17 protein-coding genes are annotated in these 19,244 nt (G+C 68.9%); 3 read left to right on the forward strand and 14 right to left on the reverse strand.

The genetic code is table 11. The annotated features are described in order from the left end of the window. Positions 1-133: 133 nt before the first annotated feature. The 8 genes from era to hrcA all read right to left on the reverse strand — a co-directional run bounded on the left by era (position 134) and on the right by hrcA (position 7,241). Positions 134-1,042, reverse strand: a complete 909-nt coding sequence (era, locus tag KXS11_RS06335) for a GTPase Era (protein WP_437384705.1) — start codon at positions 1,040-1,042, stop codon at positions 134-136. Continuing rightward, positions 1,039-2,343: a hemolysin family protein gene (locus KXS11_RS06340; RefSeq protein WP_437384706.1), complete on the reverse strand. Its 1,305-nt coding sequence runs from the start codon at positions 2,341-2,343 to the stop codon at positions 1,039-1,041. Before KXS11_RS06340 ends, era begins: the two co-directional genes overlap by 4 nt. Further along, entirely contained in the window at positions 2,343-2,810 is a 468-nt protein-coding gene (gene ybeY, locus KXS11_RS06345) for an rRNA maturation RNase YbeY (RefSeq protein WP_437384707.1), read from the reverse strand. The genes KXS11_RS06340 and ybeY overlap by 1 nt, the downstream gene beginning before the upstream one ends. Continuing rightward, positions 2,807-3,820 (reverse strand): PhoH family protein, encoded by a 1,014-nt coding sequence (locus tag KXS11_RS06350; protein ID WP_437384867.1) that lies wholly within the window; start codon positions 3,818-3,820, stop codon positions 2,807-2,809. The genes ybeY and KXS11_RS06350 overlap by 4 nt, the downstream gene beginning before the upstream one ends. 73 nt (positions 3,821-3,893) lie before the next feature. Further along, entirely contained in the window at positions 3,894-4,247 is a 354-nt protein-coding gene (locus KXS11_RS06355) for a histidine triad nucleotide-binding protein (protein WP_437384708.1), read from the reverse strand. A gap of 53 nt (positions 4,248-4,300) precedes the next feature. Next, a complete protein-coding gene (locus KXS11_RS06360; protein ID WP_437384709.1) occupies positions 4,301-5,041 on the reverse strand; it encodes a 16S rRNA (uracil(1498)-N(3))-methyltransferase in 741 nt (246 codons plus the stop codon). Between the two features lies 1 nt (position 5,042). Next, positions 5,043-6,164: a molecular chaperone DnaJ gene (gene dnaJ, locus KXS11_RS06365; RefSeq protein ID WP_437384710.1), complete on the reverse strand. Its 1,122-nt coding sequence runs from the start codon at positions 6,162-6,164 to the stop codon at positions 5,043-5,045. Between the two features lie 54 nt (positions 6,165-6,218). After that, the gene (hrcA, locus tag KXS11_RS06370; protein ID WP_437384711.1) at positions 6,219-7,241 is read right to left on the reverse strand and encodes a heat-inducible transcriptional repressor HrcA; all 1,023 of its coding nucleotides are present in this window, start codon (positions 7,239-7,241) and stop codon (positions 6,219-6,221) included. 214 nt (positions 7,242-7,455) lie between these two features. Here hrcA and KXS11_RS06375 point away from each other — a divergent pair, with 214 nt between their 5' ends. After that, positions 7,456-8,028, forward strand: a complete 573-nt coding sequence (locus tag KXS11_RS06375; protein ID WP_437384712.1) for a DUF4870 domain-containing protein — start codon at positions 7,456-7,458, stop codon at positions 8,026-8,028. 81 nt (positions 8,029-8,109) lie between these two features. On the opposite strand, the gene hemW is transcribed toward KXS11_RS06375, so the two are convergent. Genes hemW through lepA form a run of 3 tightly spaced genes read right to left on the reverse strand, consistent with a single transcriptional unit; the run spans position 8,110 to position 11,838 of the window. Next, positions 8,110-9,336, reverse strand: coding sequence for a radical SAM family heme chaperone HemW (gene hemW / locus KXS11_RS06380; protein WP_437384713.1), 1,227 nt, complete (start codon positions 9,334-9,336; stop codon positions 8,110-8,112). 10 nt (positions 9,337-9,346) lie between these two features. After that, the gene (locus tag KXS11_RS06385) at positions 9,347-9,991 is read right to left on the reverse strand and encodes a DUF1990 family protein (RefSeq protein ID WP_437384714.1); all 645 of its coding nucleotides are present in this window, start codon (positions 9,989-9,991) and stop codon (positions 9,347-9,349) included. After that, positions 9,988-11,838: a translation elongation factor 4 gene (gene lepA, locus KXS11_RS06390; protein ID WP_437384715.1), complete on the reverse strand. Its 1,851-nt coding sequence runs from the start codon at positions 11,836-11,838 to the stop codon at positions 9,988-9,990. Before lepA ends, KXS11_RS06385 begins: the two co-directional genes overlap by 4 nt. A gap of 218 nt (positions 11,839-12,056) precedes the next feature. Between lepA and rpsT the strand changes: the two genes are divergently transcribed. Beyond that, positions 12,057-12,317, forward strand: a complete 261-nt coding sequence (rpsT, locus tag KXS11_RS06395) for a 30S ribosomal protein S20 (protein ID WP_437384716.1) — start codon at positions 12,057-12,059, stop codon at positions 12,315-12,317. A 100-nt stretch (positions 12,318-12,417) separates the two neighbouring features. Here rpsT and holA read toward each other — a convergent pair whose 3' ends face one another. From holA to KXS11_RS06410, 3 genes are read right to left on the reverse strand one after another with little or no spacing between them, the layout of a single operon-like run. Then, positions 12,418-13,473, reverse strand: coding sequence for a DNA polymerase III subunit delta (gene holA, locus KXS11_RS06400; protein WP_437384717.1), 1,056 nt, complete (start codon positions 13,471-13,473; stop codon positions 12,418-12,420). 25 nt (positions 13,474-13,498) lie between these two features. Continuing rightward, the gene (locus KXS11_RS06405; RefSeq protein ID WP_437384718.1) at positions 13,499-15,913 is read right to left on the reverse strand and encodes a ComEC/Rec2 family competence protein; all 2,415 of its coding nucleotides are present in this window, start codon (positions 15,911-15,913) and stop codon (positions 13,499-13,501) included. Next, positions 15,910-16,608: a helix-hairpin-helix domain-containing protein gene (locus KXS11_RS06410; protein WP_437384719.1), complete on the reverse strand. Its 699-nt coding sequence runs from the start codon at positions 16,606-16,608 to the stop codon at positions 15,910-15,912. The genes KXS11_RS06405 and KXS11_RS06410 overlap by 4 nt, the downstream gene beginning before the upstream one ends. A 214-nt stretch (positions 16,609-16,822) precedes the next feature. Here KXS11_RS06410 and KXS11_RS06415 point away from each other — a divergent pair, with 214 nt between their 5' ends. Further along, on the forward strand, positions 16,823-19,174 hold the full coding sequence (locus KXS11_RS06415; RefSeq protein WP_437384720.1) for a hypothetical protein: 2,352 nt from the start codon (positions 16,823-16,825) through the stop codon (positions 19,172-19,174). Positions 19,175-19,244 lie beyond the last annotated feature (70 nt).

Here is a 19,244-nt window from a genome sequence, read left to right on the forward strand (position 1 = left end):
CAAGTATGTCCGCGAGCTCGCGGGAAGCATGGTCAGGCGAACGGTTCCACAGGGAGCACCAAGCAGACATGCAAGCGGCTCTCAGGCAGACGGCTTCAGCACGAGACCGGCGCCACCCGATCGGATGAGGGCCTCAGAACCCGAGACGGCCGAGGAGCTTGGGATCGCGCTGCCAGTCCTTCGCCACCTTGACCCGGATGGACAGGAAGACCCGGGAGCCCACGAGCGGTTCGATCCCTGCTCGGGAACGGGCGCCGACCTCGCGCAGCCGCGAGCCGCCCTTCCCGATGATGATGGCCTTCTGGCTGTCGCGCTCGACGAACACGTTCGCGTAGATGTCGAGGAGGTCCGTGCCCTCACGCGGGATCATGTCGTCGATCGTGACGGCGAGCGAGTGCGGCAGCTCGTCCTGCACGCCTTCGAGCGCGGCCTCCCGGATGAGTTCTGCCACCCGATCGATGACGGTCTCATCGGTCGTCGACTCGGCGGGGTAGAGCGGCTCGGAGAGCGGCATGAGCTTCGTGACCTCGGCGACGAGGATGTCGAGCTGGTCATCGGTGACGGCCGACAGCGGGATCACGGCGTCCCAGTCGCGCAGCTCCGAGATCGCGAGCAGCTGCTGCGCGATCGTCGTGCGGTTGACGGTGTCGGTCTTCGTGACGATCGCGATCTTCTTCGCGCGCGGGAAGCCGTCGAGCGACTCGTTGATGAAGCGGTCGCCCGGGCCGAGCTTCTCATTGGCCGGCACGCAGAAACCGATGACGTCCACGTCCGACAGCGTCGACTGGACGAGGTCGTTGAGCCGCTGACCGAGGAGGGTGCGGGGCCGGTGGATACCCGGGGTGTCCACGACGATGAGCTGCCCGTTGTCGCGGTGGACGACCCCGCGGATGGCGCGACGGGTCGTCTGCGGCTTCGAACTCGTGATCGCGACCTTCTCGCCGACCAGCGCGTTGGTCAGCGTCGACTTCCCGACGTTCGGGCGGCCGACGAAGGACACGAACCCGGCTCGGTAATCGGCGGGTGGTGTGGTGTCGCTCATGGGTGCTCCCGGTGGTCGGTGGACGCCTGCTGGGCGTCCTGCAGCTGGTCGTCGCGTTGGGCGATGACGGTGAGGATGCGACCGCGGCGTCCTTCGACGCGCTCCGCGGTGAGTTCGAGGCCCGCGGTGGACACGGTGGAGCCGACGACGGGCAGCCGACCGAGCGCCTTGGCGATGAGGCCGCCGACGGTGTCCACGTCATCGTCGTCGAGTTCCAGGCCGAACAGCTCCCCCAGCTCGTCCACCGCGAGACGGGCGTCGACGCGGAAGCGGCCGTCGCCCAGGTCGGTGACCTCAGGGGTGTCGGTGTCGTACTCGTCCGAGATGTCGCCCACGAGCTCCTCGATGAGGTCTTCCAGGGTCACGAGACCGGAGATGCCTCCGTATTCGTCGACGACCATCGCGATGTGGTTCGAGTCCTTCTGCATCTGCTGCAGCAGGGAATCGGCCTTCTTCGACTCCGGCACGAAACTCGCCGGGCGGAGCAGCGCCTCGATCGACCCGCCTTCGGTGACGCCCTCGCCACCGAACATCGCCTTCACCAGGTCCTTCAGGTACAGGATGCCGACCAGGTCGTCGATGTCGCCGTCGCTCACGGGCGCTCGCGAGATTCCCGTCTCGAGGAAGACCTCGAGTGCCTCCCGGATGCTGAGGCTCAGCTGGAGTCCCACGAGGTCGGTGCGCGGCACCATCACCTCGCGCACGAGCGTCTCGTTGAACTCGAAGATCGAGTGGATCAGCTCCCGGTCGTCCTCCTCGAGGACCGAGTGGGCGGTGGCCTCGTCGACCATGCTGAGCAGCTGCTCCTCGGACGTGAACGAGACCGAACGCGGAAGGCCGGGCGTGACCCGGTTGCCGAGCGAGACGAGGAGGTTCGCGACGGGACCGAGCACGACCCGCGCGGCGCGGATCGCGGGCGCACTGAATCGGAGCACAGCACTCGCATGGGTGCGGCCGACACCTCGCGGGCTCGCACCGACGAGGACGAACGAGGTACCGGTCATGATGAGCGTCGCGAGGACGAGCACGATCCAGAGCTCGTCGATCGTGAATGCGAGCGCGAGCGTCACGAGGACGGCGGCCGTGGTCTCGGCGAGGATACGGATGAAGTTGATCGCGTTGACATGCGCGCCAGGGTCTGCCGCGATGGCGCGCAGCGATGCGGCCGATCGGGAATCCTCCGCGAGATCGAGGATGTCGGCCCGCGACTGCACACCGATCGCGGCGTCCGCTGCGGCCATGAGACCGGCGAACGCGACCAGGAGGACGGCCGCGATGACGAAGACGACGACGAAGGACATCAGTCGGCGCTGCGTTTGGCCTGCATGGCGAAGGCGAGCAGGATGTCGCGCTGGATGCCGAACATCTCCTTCTCCTCGTCAGGCTCCGCGTGGTCGTAGCCCAGCAGGTGGAGGACGCCGTGGCAGGTGAGGAGCTGGAGCTCGTCCATGGTCGAGTGCTTCGCGGCGACCGCCTGGGTCTCTGCGACCTGGGGGCACAGCACGATGTCGCCGAGGAGGCCGGGGGCGGTCGGGTTCTCCTCGGTGCCCGGGCGCAGCTCGTCCATCGGGAAGCTGAGGACGTCGGTCGGGCCGGGCTCGTCCATCCACTGGACGTGGAGCTGCTCCATCGCCCCTTCGTCGACGAGCACGATCGCGAGCTCGGCGTCGGGGCTCACGTGCATCGCGTCGAGCGCGAACGAGGCGAGCGCGAGGATGCGCGACTCGTCGACGGCGACGCCGGATTCGTTGTTGATCTCGATGGTCATGAGCGTCCTCGTTTCGGCAGGTGGTCTCTGGCGGCGCCGCGGCGCTCTGCCCGGTTGGCGAACTCGGCCGCCTGTTCGCGCTCGAACCGCTGTGCCTGACGCACCGCGTCGTACTCGCCGTACGCGTCCACGATGCGGCCGACGAGCGAGTGCCGCACGACGTCCTCGCTCGTGAGCTGCGAGAAGTGGATGTCGTCGATGTCCTTGAGTACCCGTGTCACGAGTCGGAGACCGGAGGCGCCGGTCGGGAGGTCGATCTGGGTGACGTCGCCGGTGACGACGATCTTGGAACCGAAGCCGAGACGCGTGAGGAACATCTTCATCTGCTCCGGCGTGGTGTTCTGCGCCTCGTCGAGCACGATGAAGGAGTCGTTCAGCGTGCGACCGCGCATGTAGGCGAGCGGGGCCACCTCGATCGTGCCGGCCGCGAGCAGCTTCGGCACGATCTCGGGGTCCATCATCTCGTTGAGCGCGTCGTACAGCGGCCGCAGGTACGGGTCGATCTTGTCCGTCAGGGTGCCGGGCAGGTAGCCGAGACGCTCGCCAGCCTCGACCGCCGGGCGCGTCAGGATGATCCGGTTGACCTCCTTGCGCTGCAGCGCTTGAACGGCCTTCGCCATCGCGAGGTAGGTCTTACCGGTGCCGGCGGGACCGATGCCGAACACGATCGTGTGCTGGTCGATCGCATCGACGTATTGGCGCTGGCCGACCGTCTTCGCCTTGATCGTCTTGCCCCGCGAGGTCAGGATGACCTGGCCGAGCAGTTCGGAGGGCGATGCCGAGCCGTCCTGCCCGAGGATACGGGCCGAGGTGCTGACCTCCGCCGGTCCGGGATCGTGTCCTTCACGGACCATGGTGATGAGCTCCTCAACGAGTCGTCGTGCTGCGTCGGCCTGCGGTGCCGGGCCGGTGATGGTGATCTCGTTCCCGCGCACGTGCACGGAGACGCCGGGATGCTCCCGTTCGATGGTGGTCAGCAGGCGGTCCTGCGGGCCGAGCAATCGCACCATGGCGAGGCCGTCGACCAGCAGGACGTGCTCCACCTCGGCGACGGGGCCACCCGTCGGTTCGGGGGCCGTGGGCTCAGGCGCCGCCAAGGGTGCCCTCCTGCAGGGAACCGCCCAGGAGGTGCGCGTGCACATGGAACACGGTCTGGCCGGCGGACTCCCCCGTGTTGAACACGAGTCGGAACTCACCGTCGGTGTGCTCGTCGGCGAGCTTCGACGCGACGTACACCATCTCTGCGAGCAGAGACGGATCGCCCGCGGCGAGCTCGACGACGTTCCGATACTCAGCCGTCTTCGGCACGATGAGGAGGTGCACCGGCGCCTGTGGGGCGATGTCAGGGAAGGCGATCACCCGATCCGTCTCGGCGACGAGGGTGGCAGGGATCTCCCCCGACACGATGCGGCTGAATACCGACGGTGCTTCACTCATGGGGTCCATTCTAAGGTTCGACGGGCTTCGGCGCTGCGGCTGGACAGCAGCGGTCACCAGCGTCCGAGCAGCACGTTGAGCGCGGAGACCGCAGCAGGACCGGCGGTCGACGTGCGCAGCACACCTGCTCCGATCCGGACCTCCACAGCGCCGGCGGCCTCGAGTCGTTCGCGTTCTGCCGGCGAGATGCCACCCTCCGGGCCGACCACGAGCACGAGCTCGCCGGTGGAGGTGAGCCGCGTCCGGTCGAGTTCCGTCAGGGTGAGGCCGGCGGTCGGTTCGAGCACGAGCACGGTGCGTCCCTCGACGAGTGCCACGAGGCCGCGGGCGTCGACGACGTCGGACACCTCGGGGACGCGAGCACGGATCGACTGCTTCGCAGCCTCGCGCACGATGAGCTGCCAGCGGGCCCGCCCTTTGGCGGCCTTGTCGCCCTGCCAGCGGGAGACACTGCGCTCGGCACCCCACGGCACGATACGGTCGACGCCGAGCTCCGTCGCGGCCTGGATCGCGAGTTCGTCGCGGTCGCCCTTCGCAAGGGCTTGGACGAGCACGAGGGCTGGCCGGGTCTCCGGATGCACCTCGACCGAGTCGACACGCAGCTCGAGCTCGCCCGGCTCACTGCGCACCACGGTCCCGGTCGCGATCAACCCGCGCCCGTTGCCGATCGACGTGGTCTCGCCGACGCGCAACCGACTCACCGAGACGGCGTGCTTGGCCTCGGGACCGCGGAGGACCACCGAATCACCGACACCGGTCGACTCGAGGTCCTCACGGAAGTACAGCGAACTCATGTCAACCGACGCCGTGGAAGCGGTCGCGGATCTTCGCGAACAGTCCCTGCTGGAACTGCGCCAGGCCCGGGGCGCCCTGGCGACGCCCTGAGGCGAAGCTCTTGATGAGCTCGCGCTCACGGTGGTCGAGCTTCGTGGGCGTGATCACCTGGACGCCGATACGCAGATCCCCACGGCTGTTGCCCCGCAGGCGCGTGATCCCGCGATCCTTGACGGTGATGACCTCGGAACTCTGGACACCCGGCTTCAACTCCACCTCGACGTCGCCGTCGAGCGCGTGCACCGTGACCTGGCGGCCGAGGATCGCGTCGGTCATCGGGACCTCCAAGGTGCAGAGGAGGTCGTCGCCGTCCCGGCTGAAGACGTCGTGGTGCTTGACCTTCATCTCAAGGTAGAGGTCGCCGTTCGGGCCGCCGGCAGGGCCGACCTCTCCGCTACCGGGCATCTGGAGGCGCAGACCGGTGTCGACGCCTGCCGGGATGTCGACCGACACGGTGCGGCGGGCGCGCAAGCGTCCCTGGCCCTGGCAGGTGACGCAGGGAGTCGCGATGATCGTGCCGTAGCCACGGCAGGTGCCACACGGGGCCGAGGTCATGACGTTGCCGAGGAGCGAGCGGACCGCGCGCTGGATGCTGCCGGATCCACGGCAGATGTCGCAGGTGACGGGCGACGTACCCGGCTGACAGCACGAACCGTTGCATGTGCCGCAGAGCACGGCCGTGTCGACCTCGAGGTCGCGGTGCGTGCCGAAGATGACCTCGTCGAGTTCGAGTTCCACTCGGAGCAGTGCGTCCTCGCCGCGGGCCCGACGTGACTTCGGGCCGCGCTGCTGACCGCCGCCGCCGAAGAACTGGTCGAAGATGTCGCCGAACCCACCGAACCCGGCGTCGCCTCCGCCGAACCCACCGGCCTGGGGACCGAGGTCGTACTGCTGGCGCTGCTTCGGGTCGCTCAGCACGTCGTACGCGTGGGTGACCTCCTTGAAGCGTTCCGAGGCGTCTGAGCCCGGGTTGACGTCGGGGTGCAACTCGCGCGCCAGACGGCGGTAAGCCTTCTTGATCTCTTCGGGCGTCGCCTCCTTGGCGACGCCGAGTGCTGCGTAGTGGTCGGGGTAGTCAGCCACTGAGGGCCTTTCGTTCGAGGTACGGAAAACGGGCGGGGACGCGACGAGGGGACGTCACTCGGCGTCGAGGATGCGGGACAGGTATCTGGCGACGGCACGCACCGCAGCCATGTTGCTGGCGTAGTCCATTCTCGTCGGACCGAGCACGCCGAGGCGCGCGATTTCGCCACCAGAGGAACGGTAGTTGCCCGCGAGGACACTCGTGGTCTCGAGCCCGAACGAGGCGTTCTCGCGACCGATGCTGGCCACGACGCTGTCGCGCTCCGCCTCCATCTCGCCGAACAGCCTGAGGAGCACGACCTGCTGCTCGATCGCGTCGAGCACCGGATAGATGCTCCCGGGGAAGTCGTCCTCGGTCCGAGCCAGGTTGGCCGCGCCCGCCATCACGAGTCGGTCCTGGCGCTGCGCGGAGAGCTGCTCGCGGACGGCGTCGACCACACGGAGCGCTGCCGGGCGGTCGGCCTCGGCGATGAGCTCCGGGACATCACCGAGGGCGTCGTGGGCTTCGAGGAGCGGACGACCGGCGATCGCCTCGTTGCAGTGCGTGCGCAGCCGGGCGATGAGGTCGTCGTCGACCGTCGCGTCCGTTTCGACGAGCCGCTGCTCGACCCGCCCGTTGTCGAGGATGATGACGGCGAGCACGCGGGTCGGCGTGACGCTCACGAGTTCGAGATGACGCACCCGTGCGCGGGAGAACATCGGGTACTGCACGAGGGCCACCTGGTTGGTGAGCTGAGACAGCAGCCGCACGGTGCGGTGCAGGACCTCGTCGAGGTCTCCGGAGGCACCGAGGAAGGTCTCGATGGCCGTGCGCTGGGCGTTGTTGAGGGGACGGCGGTCGGCGAGGTGGTCGACGAACATCCGGTAGCCCTTGTCGGTCGGTACGCGACCCGAGGACGTGTGCGGAGCGGCGATCAACTCCTCGTCCTCGAGCTGGGCCATGTCGTTGCGGATGGTGGCGGCGGAGACGCCGAAGGAGTGGCGGTCGACGATCGTCTTGGAGCCCACCGGCTCGCGTGAGGCGACGTAGTCCTGGACGATGACCCGCAGGACCTCGAGACCACGATCCGACACCATGGTGAGCCCCTCTCCTGCCGGGTTCCCCGCACCGACCGTCAGCACTCGAACACCCTGACTGCCAATCATAACGTGGCCGCCCGCGCACCATCCCTTGCGCGCCGCGGGACGGCGGGAATACCTTGGGCCACAGGCGTGGGTCACTCATCGGCGACACGTGGTGCGCTACGCTCTGCTGGACCAACTGAATACCCAATCCGTGAAAGGTGCGAAGATGTCCGATCCGAACGCTCAACCACCCGTCGACCCAACCGCCGGCGGCCAGGTTCCGCCCGCAGGAGATGGCGCGACGCCCCCACCCGCAGCTCCGCAGACGCCTCCGGCCGCTCCGCAGGAGCCACCGGCAGGCGCCTATCCCCCGCCGCCGGCAGGTGGCTACGCACCGCCGCCGCCGGCCGGTTCCTACCCGCCGCCGCCCGGTGCTCCGCAGTACCAGCAGCCGTACGTCGCCGCACAGCCGATGAGCCCGTCCGACGAGAAGCTCTGGGCCACCCTCATCCACGTGGGCGGGATCTTCTTCTCGTTCCTCCCCGCCCTGATCGGCTACCTCGTCCTCAAGGACCGTGGTCCCTTCGTCAAGGCGCACACGCTGACGGCGCTGAACTTCCAGCTCACGATGCTGATCGCCTCGGTGGTCGGCTCGATCCTGACGTTCATCATCGTCGGTATCTTCATCCTCATCGCCGTCGGCATCGTGGTGCTCGTGTTCAGCATCATCGCCGCCATCAAGGCGAACAAGGGCGAGCTGTACACGTACCCGCTCTCGATCCAGTTCATCAAGGCCTGATCGACAGCTCAGCAGCACAGGGAAGCCCCGCTCCGGTTCAGTCCGGGCGGGGCTTCTTCGTGTCCTGGCGAGGTCCAGCGGTCAGTCGCCGACCAGACGGCGCACGACCGCGTCGGCCAGCAGCCGCCCGCGACGCGTGAGTTCGAGTCGTCCGAGCAGCGCCTGCCTGGCGTCGACGAGTTCTTCGGCGATGAGACCGGCCACCGCCGTCCTGGCCTCCGGCGCGAGGGTGCGGACGGGGATGCCGTCGCGGGTGCGGGTCAACAGCAGGATCCGCTCGAGCTCGCGGGTCTCGTCGTCGAGCGTCTCGCGTCCGGCGGCCGGCGACTCCCCCGCAGCGATCCGCTGCGCGTAGGCTGCCGGGTGCTTCACGTTCCACCAGCGGACGCCGCCGACGTGGCTGTGCGCGCCGGGGCCGACGCCCCACCAGTCCTCGCCCGTCCAGTAGGAGAGGTTGTGCCGCGAGCGGTGTGCGTCGTCGACCGCCCAGTTACTGACCTCGTACCAGCCGTATCCCGCCGCGCTGAGGAGGTCGTCGGCGAGCTCGTACATGTCGGCCTGCAGGTCTTCGTCGGGAGTTCCGACCGCACCGGACCGGATCTGACGCGCGAGCTTCGTGCCCGGCTCGACGATCAGCGAGTACGCGGACACGTGGTCGGGGGCGCACCCGATCGCCGTCTCGAGGGACACCCGCCAATCGGCGAGCGTCTCGCCCGGCGTCCCGTAGATGAGGTCGAGGCTGACCTCGAGTCCCGCGTCCCTGGCCCATCCGACGACGAGCGGCACCCGAGCCGGGTCGTGCGTCCGCTCGAGTGTCGCCAGCACGCTGGGGACGGCGGACTGCATCCCGAACGACACCCGGGTGAAGCCGGCGTCGGCGAGCGTCTGCAGGTACGCGGCGTCGACGGAGTCGGGGTTCGCCTCCGTCGTCACCTCGGCTCCCGGCACGAGCGCGAAGTTGTCGGTGACGCCGCGCAGCATCCGCACGAGGTCGTTAGCTGGCAGCAAGGTCGGTGTCCCGCCGCCGAAGAACACGGTCGAGACGGGACGGATCGGCACCGTCGACGCTTCGAGCACGCCACGGCCGAAATCGAGCTCGAGCACGGCCTCTGAGGCGTAGTCCGACTGCTTCGCGCCGCGGAGCTCGGTCGCCGTGTAGGTGTTGAAGTCGCAGTACCCGCACCGCACACGGCAGAACGGGACGTGGAGGTAGACGCCGAAGGCGCGTTCGTCCGCACCGATCGCAGCGGTCTCCGGGAGGAGTCCGTCGGCGGGTGCCGGGTCGGCGAGTGGGAGTGCGCTCGGCACGGTCCCTCGCTCAGACCCCGCGCGACGGCAGCAGCGCGCGCAGGTAGGCGTCGTTCATCGTCTTCCGCCGACGCTTCGCGCCGACGAGCTTCGCGGCGCCCTTCGTCGGGCGGAAGAACGATCGCACGACGATCCACACGGAATCGTCGTCGCGCTGCTCGATGGTGAACGACTGCTCGCCGCTCTCGGGATCGCCCGCCATGGTGCCGAGCGACAGGCTCACGAGCCCCGGCTCCTCGGTGACCGAGATCACGCGGTGCGGACCGACCAGGGCCTCACCCGCGACCGAACCGGCGAACACGACGGTCGTGCCAGGCGTGATGAAGGGCGTACCGTCCTCGGCGAACCGCTGCTCCTCGTGCGTCTCGATGGGTTCGAGCGCCGTGCCGTCCTCGGCGAACGCGATGCCGCCGTACTGCACGCCCGTCCCGGGGTGCACCTCCACGATCTCGACGCCACATGCGCGGTGGAGGCCCCAGGTGAGCAGGGCGCTCGTCGCGAGGGCGAAACGTTCGTCGCCACTACCGAGTCGGAACTCGTCCTCGGACGGCACATAGCCCTCCGGCGGGTACTGCATGAGGTCGGTGCGTTGGGTTGCGCCGACGGCGGCGTAGTCCACCGCCTCGTCCTCGAAGGAGCTCCGACGCCCGGTCACTTCTTGTCCTTGCTCTCGACGTCGCCGGAGAGCGCCGCGATGAACGCCTCCTGAGGCACCTCGACCTTGCCGACCATCTTCATGCGCTTCTTGCCCTCCTTCTGCTTCTCGAGCAGCTTGCGCTTGCGGGTGATGTCACCGCCGTAGCACTTCGCGAGGACATCCTTGCGCATCGCGCGAACCGATTCGCGAGCGATGATCCGGGCGCCGATCGCCGCTTGGATCGGCACCTCGAACTGCTGGCGAGGGATGAGCTTCTTCAGACGCTCGGTCATCAGCACGCCATAGGCGTACGCCTTCTCGCGGTGGACGATCGCACTGAACGCGTCGACCTGGTCGCCCTGCAGCAGGATGTCGACCTTGACGAGGTCGGCGGCCTGCTGACCCGAGGGCTCGTAGTCGAGCGAGGCGTAGCCCTGCGTGCGGCTCTTCAGGTGGTCGAAGAAGTCGAAGACGATCTCGCCGAGCGGCATCGTGTAGCGCAGCTCGACGCGGTCCTCACCGAGGTACTCCATGCCGAGCAGCGCACCACGTCGACTCTGGCACAGCTCCATGATCGTGCCGACGTAGTCCTTCGGCGCCAGGATGCCGACCTTCACCATCGGCTCCGAGACCTCGAGGATCTTCCCCGAGGGGAACTCGCTCGGGTTCGTCACGACGACGATCTGCTTGTCCTCGGTCTTCACCTCGTATGTGACGGACGGTGCCGTGGCGATGAGGTCGAGGTCGAACTCCCGCTGCAGACGCTCGGTGACGATCTCCAGGTGCAGGAGGCCGAGGAACCCGACGCGGAAGCCGAAGCCGAGCGCGACCGAGGTCTCCGGCTCGTAGTTGAGCGACGCGTCGGAGAGCTTGAGCTTGTCGAGGGCATCACGGAGGATCGGGTAGTCGCTGCCGTCGATCGGGTAGAGACCCGAGAAGACCATCGGCTTCGGATCGGTGTAGCCCGGGAGTGCGTCCGTCGCGGGCTTGACGGCCGTGGTCACGGTGTCACCCACCTTCGACTGCCGGACGTCCTTCACACCGGTGATGAGGTAGCCGACCTCACCGACGCCGAGACCCTTCGTCGGCGTGGGCTCCGGAGAGCTCACGCCGATCTCGAGGAGGTCGTGGACGGCACGCGTCGACATCATCTGGATGCGCTCACGCGGGCTCAGCTGGCCGTCGATCATCCGGACGTACGTGACGACACCGCGGTACGTGTCGTACACCGAGTCGAAGATCATCGCGCGGGTCGGCGCGTTCGGGTCGCCGACGGGGTTCGGGATACGGTTCACGACCCGGTCGAGGAGGTCCTCGACGCCCATGCCCGTCTTCCCGGACACCCGCAGGACGTCCTCGGGCTTGCCGCCGATCAGGCTGGCGAGCTCCTTCGCGTACTTGTCGGGGTCCGCCGCCGGCAGGTCGATCTTGTTCAGCACCGGGATGATCTCGAGGTCGTTCTCGAGCGCCAGGTAGAGGTTCGCGAGCGTCTGGGCCTCGATGCCCTGAGCGGCGTCGACGAGGAGGATCGCGCCCTCGCACGCGGCGAGCGAGCGGGAGACCTCGTACGTGAAGTCGACGTGGCCCGGCGTGTCGATCATGTTCAGAGCGAACGTCTCACCGTTCAACGACCACGGCATGCGGACGGCCTGGCTCTTGATGGTGATGCCGCGTTCGCGCTCGATGTCCATCCGGTCGAGGTACTGGGCGCGCATGTCGCGGTCCGAGACGACCCCGGTGATCTGCAGCATGCGGTCGGCCAACGTCGACTTACCGTGGTCGATGTGCGCGATGATGCAGAAGTTGCGGATGAACGCGGGGTCGGTCGATGCCGGCTCGAGGGCCTTCACTGCTTGGGGGCTCACGCGTTCCTCGGGGTCAGGGGTGGAAACTGGCAACCTCTAGTCTCCCACGCCCACGGGCCCACGCGCTGCGGGCGACTGGATTGCCAGAACATCTGCCACCTGGTAATGTTGCCTGTTGGCTTGCGTGTGAGTTGAGACCACACGAGAACTCGCTTGAAGACGCCCTCTTCGTCCGATGGCACCGAACACTATTTCCTCGAATCGAAAGTTGACCCAACGTGGCAAACATCAAGTCGCAGATCAAGCGCATCGGCACCAACAAGAAGGCCAACGAGCGCAACAAGGCTGTCAAGAGCGAGCTGAAGACCGCCATCCGCGCGACCCGCGAGGCCGTCGCGGCCGGCGACAAGGCTCAGGCCGAGTCCACCCTCAAGGTTGCCTCCAAGAAGCTCGACAAGGCCGTGAGCAAGGGCGTCATCCACGAGAACCAGGCAGCGAACCGCAAGTCGGCCATCGCCAAGCAGGTCAACGCCCTCTAAGCGTCACCAGCTGCAAGGCCCCGGCGTTCCTCGGAACGTGCGGGGCCTTTCGCATCCGTGCCGCGCTGAGCCGGCAAGGACTCCCGGGCCCGGCGGCGGGCTAGCGGTCTGCCTGATCGATCCCACGCGCGGCGACGACGCCGACGAGCCGCTCCAGCGCGAACACCGGGTCGCGGGTCGCGCCCTTCACACCGGCATCGGTCTCGGCGAGCATCTGGACGACGCGGCCGATCCCGGCGTCCGTCCACCCCGAAAGGTCGCGTCGGGCGCGATCCACCTGCCAGGGGGCGAGCCCGAACTGTGAGGCGATCTGGCCGGACGCCCCGCGGGCTGAGCCGACTTTCGCCATGGTCCTGATCTTCATCGCGAACGCCGCGACGATGGGCACGGGATCGGCTCCGGAGTCGAGCGCTTGCCGCAGGGCGAGCAGCGCTTCGCCGTGACGTCCGGCGATCGCAGCATCGGCGACGTCGAACGCACTCGTCTCCACCCGCCCGCCGTAGTACTTGTCGACCGTCTGCTCGGTGATCTCCTCCGAGGCGTCGGCCATGAGCTGGCTGCACGCCGCAGCGAGTTCCGCGAGGTCGTCGGAGAAGGCGCCGACGAGCGCGCGGAGCGCCTGCGGGGTGATACGCCGTCCGGCGGCCTTGAACTCCGCCGCTGCGAAATCGGCCTTGTCGCTGTCGCGTTTCAGCTCGGTGCAGATGATCTCCACACCACCGCCGGTTCCGGAGCGGATCGCATCGAGCAGCTTCTTGCCGCGGACTCCCCCGTTGTGCCGGAGCACCACGTAGGCGCCTTCGGCGGGCGATTCGAGGTAGCGCAGCGCCTCCGTGAGGAACTGGTCGGAGCACTTCTCGACCTGGGCCACGCGCACCAGGCGTGGCTCCCCGAACAGCGACGGACTCGCCACCGTGATGAGCTCCCCCGGCGCATAGCTGTCCGCGGCCACATCGTTGACCTCGAGCGACGGGTCCTCGGAGGCGAGGAAGTCGCGGAGGCGCCTGATCGCGCGCTCTGCGAGGAACGACTCGGTGCCGGAGACGAGCACGATCGGCGCCGGGCGGATCTCCGACCAGCCGAGCTGCGGGATCGCCGCGGACGCTTTGGCCGGCGACTTGGCCTTGCCGCGACCGGCGGAACGTGGTGCAGCCACAGCGGCTCCTCTCGACCGTCCGAGTCTACCGGCGCGCACCGACGTGACCCGAGTCGTCGGGCGGCACCCGCTCCGACCACAGCTGGAACCGGCCGTCGTCCGTCACGCCGACGACCACCGTCCCGAGTTCGTCCGTGCGCAGTGTGGTCGCCCTGTTCGCCTCGTACAGCTCGAGCGCCGATGCTGTCGGGTGCCCGTAGCCGTTGTCGGCGCCGACCGATACGAGTGCCACGCGGGCGCCCAGGCGCTGCGCAAGCCGCTCGCTCTGGTCCGCCGATCCGTGGTGCGACACCTTCACGATGTCGACCGCGCCACCCAGCGCGTGCCTCGCCAGCAGGCGGTCCTGCGCCTGCTCCCCCAGGTCGCCGAGGAACATGAGTGAGGTCGTCGGGGTCTCGAACCGCACGACCACGCTCGCATCGTTACCCGGCTCAATCCCCCCGGCCCCCGGATCCGGCCACAGCACGCGCCACGCGGCGGCGTGCTCGTCGTCCCCGAGCGCACCTGCATCGCCCGCCATCGCGAAGCGGACCCTGGCACCTCCCTCTTCCAGGACCCTCGCGACCCGGGCGTCCTCTGGATCATCGACCGGTCCGAGCAGGACCTCGTCGACCCGCCCGACCACGGCGGCGAGCCCTCCGACGTGGTCGAGGTCGTAGTGCGTCAGCACCAGGAGGGAGATGCGATCGACCCCGAGCTCGGTCAGACACTCGCGCAACGGCGCCGTCTCCGGACCGACATCGACCAGCGCAACCTGTCCCCCGGCACGGACGAGGACGGCGTCGCCCTGTCCGACATCGCATGCCGAGACGATCCACTCGGACGGACGGTGCAGCGTCGTGCCGAGACCGGCCCCGACGGTGCGTCCGACGAACAGGGTCGCACACACGAGCAGACCGACACCGAGCGTCTGGACGACGCGTCGAGGGAGCCGTTCTCGGACGAGCAGGAGTAGCACGATCGCGGCGGTCGGCGCTGCGAGCAGCGCGACTCCGATCGCACCCTCCGGCCACGGCACGCGGGCGCTGGAGAGTCCTCCGAACCACTGGGCGACCGCACCGATCCAGGTCGCCGGAATCCAACCGAGCCAGGCCACACCGAGAGCCACGGGTGCGGCGAACGGTGCGAGCACACAGGCGAGCAGGCCGAGGAGTGTCGCGGGGGCCGCCGCCGGTCCGGCGAGGAGGTTGGCCGGCACCCCGCCCAACTGGATCTCCGGTTCCAGGAGCACGAGCATCGGCTGGCACGCGATCTGGGCGGCGGTCGGCACCGCGATGACGACCGCGAGCGCGCGCGGCAGCCACCGACTGAGCAGGGCGGTGATCGGACCGCTGAGGAGGAGCAGCCCTGCCGTCGCGAGGACGGACAGTCCGAAGCCGTACTGCACCGACAGCCAGGGGTCGGCGACGAGCAGGATGACGACCGCGAGAGCAAGCGCGGCGAGCCCTCGCGCGGGCCGGCCGAATCCACCGAGCACCAGGACGATCGCCGCCATCAACGCCGCGCGCTGCACGCTCGGCTGCGGCGTGACGAGCACCACGAACGCACCGAGGGCCACGAGGGCCAGCGCCACACGGAGGACGCGTCCCGCGCCGAGCCGAGCTGCCGCGGCGGTCACGAGCCACACGATGATCGCGCAGTTCGCGCCGGACACCGCGGTCAGGTGCGACAGAGAGCTTCGTCGCATCGCCTCCTGCAGCTCTTCTCCAAGGCGACTGGTGTCGCCGATGGCGAGGCCGGGAAGCAGTTCGCCTCCCGGCCCGGGAAGCGCTCCAACGATGTCGACGAGGCCTGCACGGAGCGCCGCTGACCAGCCGAGGAGCTCAGGAGCGTCGGCCAGCGGAACCGACGGCTCTCGCGCGAACACCAGCGCTGCGCGTCCGTCGCCAGGCTCGTTCCACTTCAGGGAGCCGTCCACCCGCCAGCGTTCCCCGATCCGCGGCGCTCGGTCTCCGCTGGTCGGGCCGAAGACCATGGCTGGCACCTTCAGCCCTTCCCAGCGCCGTCCGTCCGTCGTGCGAACTGCGACGAGATCGGCAGAGTACCGTTTCGACCGAGCCGAGAGGGCTCCCCCGGTCGTCACGCCGTCAGCGGTCACCCGGACCTCAACCTCGACGGTCTCGGCGCCGAGTTCGAGCAACACCGGCGGCTGGCGGTCCGCCCCGCGCGCCTGGACCGCCGCGCCCGACAGACCGACGGCGGCCGCGCAGCCGGAGAGCAGCAGGAGCGACGCGATGAGGCGCACCCGCGAACGCACCGACACCACCACGCCGAGGCAGCCGACAGCAACGGCGAACCCGACGACACCGACCACCGACGCGGAATCGGGCTTCGCACAGCAGGCGGCCGCCGCGATCCATGCGCAGGTCGCGGGGATCAGGAGTCGCGGGAACGGCGTCGACGCCCCCGCGCGTGTTGGCGTACCGTCACCCCTGCTCACACGGTCGCCAGATCTCGGAGTCCGTCGAGGGTCTTCGCGCCGATCCCCTCGACGGCGCCCAGATCGTCGACCGTGGCGAACGGCCCGTTGGCCTCACGCCATGCGACGATGCGAGCGGCGAGCGCTTCACCGATCCGAGGCAGGCCCACGAGCTCGGCCGCGGAAGCCGTGTTGAGATTGACGGGTGAGGCCCCGACAGCGCCGGACGGCGCCTGACCAGGTACCGCGCCCACCGGCGTCTCGCCGGTCATCGGGACGCGAAGCTGCTCGCCGTCGCTGACGAACCGTGCGAGGTTGACACCGGCCTGATCCGCCTCGGGCAGCAGACCGCCGGCCGCGGCGATCGCGTCGAACGCGCGAGAACCGTCGGGGAGGCGATAGAGGCCCGGAAGAGCGACCGCGCCGAGGACATGCACGAACACCTCGTCGCCCGCGCCGGGTGACGCCGAAGAGGTACTCGCATCGATCGCACTCGTCGATGCTCCGTCGCCGCTGAGGTCTGCTGCACCGATCGTGCGGACGGCATCCCCCGATCCGAGGAGAGACACGAGCACCGCGACCACCAGCGCCGCGATGACGAGCACCACGACGGCACCGGCGCGGACCTGGGTTCGATCCACCGGCACCGAGAGACGGGGGCGCCACCACCGCCGGCGCGCCTCGTTCGGTTCGATCGGCTGCGGCTCTGAGGTCATCCTCGAACGCTAGAAGACCTCGGGTCGTGCCACCCGTCGAGCGGTTGGTCCAACGACGGATCCTGTTGGGCGGGCGGCTGTGGAGGACGGTCGGAACGGACATCGGGAGCGGCTCGGCCAGGCCGACCACACCCCTGAACTGGGCCTGTCCCCGTCGGGCTCAGGAGAGCACCATGACGGTGGATGGGGTGGTTCCGCCGAGCTGATAGGGAACATGGACGAGCACGACGAAGTGGTCGAGGACGGGCCGCACGAGCAGCCCCTGTTCGACGTGGGGTTCCTGTTCGTGCACGGTATCGGTCAGCAACGGAAGGGCTCGACGCTCGCGGAGGCCGGCGACGCGCTCCACCGGTACATCGGCACGGAGTTCGCTCCGGCCCCGCCGACTGACGATCCGACGCTTTCGATGAGCGACGTCCATCTGACCGACGACGGCCCGGCCCACGGCACGATACGTTTCGCTCCGTCGTCCGACACGACGGCCGAGTGGCTGTTGGCCGAGTCGCACTGGGCGGAGACGTTCCTCCCACCCTCGGCATCGGCGACCGTGCGTTGGCTCTCGATGCGCGCTCCCTATCTCCTCCTGAGCCGCGCGACCGAGGGCCTCGTCGAGTCGTGGCGGGCCTGGTGGAACCGACCGCAGTACTGGTGGCGGATCGCCCTCCAGATGATCTGGATCTTCGCGGCCGTGCCGATCGGCGTGGTGCTCGTGGTGGTGCTGCTGATCGCCGTGTTCCTCCGGACGCTCATCCCGTTCGCGTGGGTGCAGACGATCCTCGGCCAGATCGAGGCGATCCTCACCAGCTTCCTCGGCGACAGCTACCTGTTCACCGCCAGTGCCGTGAGCAGCACGGCGATGTCCACCAGGGTGGCTGAGGAGATCGACTGGATCAGAGCCCGGGCGAAACGCGTCATCGTCGTCGCGCACTCCCAGGGAGCGAGCGTCGCGACGCAGGCGCTCGCGACGCTCGACCCCGTCGAGGTTCTCGTCACCTATGGCGCGGGGATCAGCCAGCTCGCCTGGTTGCGCTCGAGGGCTGCAACGTGCTTCGCGGTCGTCTTCTGGTCGGTGATCTGGGTGGTCGGTCTCGCTGGGGTCGTTGTCACCGTCGTCCAGGCGATCGAGGTGACCCGGGGCGGGTCGCTCCCCCCATGGCTGTGGGCGGTGATGCTGTTCCTCTGGCCGGTGCTGCTCGGCGGAGCCGGCCGACTCCGGGACGGGATCGCCGGATCGCGGAGAAACGTCGTCCTGACGGCGAAACCGCAGGTGCTCGCCCACCGGTGGCTCGATCTGTGGGCTTCGGCCGACCCGGTGTCCGGCGGGCCGTCGACGGGCCACGTGTTCGCCGGCACCGAATCGGTGCGGCTCTGGAACCGCGGAAACGTCGGGCTCGATCACTCGGGATACTTCGCGAACCGAGTGGAGTTCGTCGCAAGGCTCGTCCAGATCGGCCTCGGGGCGTCAGAAACGCCGGGCGCTCGACCGGTGGCAGACGCACTCGCCCGGTCTATCGAAGTCGACGCTGCGCTCCGTCAGCGCCGCGGCCGGTGGCTGGAGACCCTCCGGTTCGTCGTCGTCGCGGCATTCGTGATCGCCTCGCTGCGCCTCGCCGGTGTCTTCTCCGAACAGCTGGACGCACCCGTCGCCTGGCTCCGGAACGCAGTGCCGCCTGTACGTCGATTCCTCGAGCCCATCCTCGGGCTCACGCCGCAGGGAATCGGGGCGATCGCAGGCCTGGCGGTCATCGCCCTCGGTGTGTACGGCGTCGGACTGCTGATCTGGGGCGGATGGTCTCGGGCTGAGCGATCCGGCTCGATGCAGCGGCAGGGTTCGACTGCCGGGCTTGTGGCGTTCGTCGTCTTCGTCGGGCTGGTCGCGACTGCAGGCACGGCGATCGGGTTCCTCGGGCTGGCGCAGCTGGTCGCCTTGGAGGAGGCGGTGGTCGACGTGTTCGGCATGGGGGTGCTGGCCGGGATCGTCCTCGCGATCCTCGCAGCGCTGACTCGTCGGTGGTGGCGCACCACGTTCGGCTTCCGCCGCCTCCGGAGCGGGGACGCGGTCATCGCGACCCTCCTGGCCTTCGCGGCCTGGTTCCTCCTCTGGATGACCGTCTGTGTCGTCCAGCCGGTCGATCTGACACTCCTTCCGTCATGGGCGTTCGTCGCCCTCGTCGGAACCCTCGCCGTGATGTGCGTCCTGAGCGTGAGCGCCTACCCCTCGCTGATCGCAGCCATCCAGCGGCCCATCCGCGACCCGATGACGTACCGCCCGTTCAAGTACATTCCGCAGGCCCGCCCGCCAGCGGCCGCCGCCCCGCTCGGCTGGGCACTCGCCGGGGTCATCCTCCTGCACCTGGGCGTCGTCGTCCTGGTACCGCATGTGCCCGGCGAGGCTCGCATCGTCCTCGACGTTCTCTGGTGGGCACTGCCGTTCGCGGAGATGAACCTGGCGATCAGGCTGGGCGAGCAGAGTACCAGCGCGACGGGAGTGGTCCTTGCCGTGGCCGGGTTCCTCGCCGGCGTCGCGTTGAGCGTGGTGTACCCGTTCGTCGCGTTCACCGCGTGATCGAGCGCCAGTCCGACGATCGGGCGCGTCAGGCGAGCGGTTGTGGAGGATGGTCGGGCGGGCGACGTGG

This window comes from Plantibacter flavus (assembly GCF_051487245.1).
Taxonomy (GTDB): Bacteria; Actinomycetota; Actinomycetes; order Actinomycetales; family Microbacteriaceae; genus Plantibacter; species Plantibacter flavus_B.

Coding starts and splice junctions, on each gene's coding strand:
- era (WP_437384705.1), bottom strand. CDS start 1,042: ATGAGCGACACCACACCACCCGCCGATTACCGAGCCGGGTTCGTGTCC.
- KXS11_RS06340 (WP_437384706.1), bottom strand. CDS start 2,343: ATGTCCTTCGTCGTCGTCTTCGTCATCGCGGCCGTCCTCCTGGTCGCG.
- ybeY (WP_437384707.1), bottom strand. CDS start 2,810: ATGACCATCGAGATCAACAACGAATCCGGCGTCGCCGTCGACGAGTCG.
- KXS11_RS06350 (WP_437384867.1), bottom strand. CDS start 3,820: ATGGTGCGATTGCTCGGCCCGCAGGACCGCCTGCTGACCACCATCGAA.
- KXS11_RS06355 (WP_437384708.1), bottom strand. CDS start 4,247: ATGAGTGAAGCACCGTCGGTATTCAGCCGCATCGTGTCGGGGGAGATC.
- KXS11_RS06360 (WP_437384709.1), bottom strand. CDS start 5,041: ATGAGTTCGCTGTACTTCCGTGAGGACCTCGAGTCGACCGGTGTCGGT.
- hrcA (WP_437384711.1), bottom strand. CDS start 7,241: ATGGTGTCGGATCGTGGTCTCGAGGTCCTGCGGGTCATCGTCCAGGAC.
- KXS11_RS06375 (WP_437384712.1), top strand. CDS start 7,456: ATGTCCGATCCGAACGCTCAACCACCCGTCGACCCAACCGCCGGCGGC.
- KXS11_RS06410 (WP_437384719.1), bottom strand. CDS start 16,608: ATGACCTCAGAGCCGCAGCCGATCGAACCGAACGAGGCGCGCCGGCGG.
- KXS11_RS06415 (WP_437384720.1), top strand. CDS start 16,823: ATGGACGAGCACGACGAAGTGGTCGAGGACGGGCCGCACGAGCAGCCC.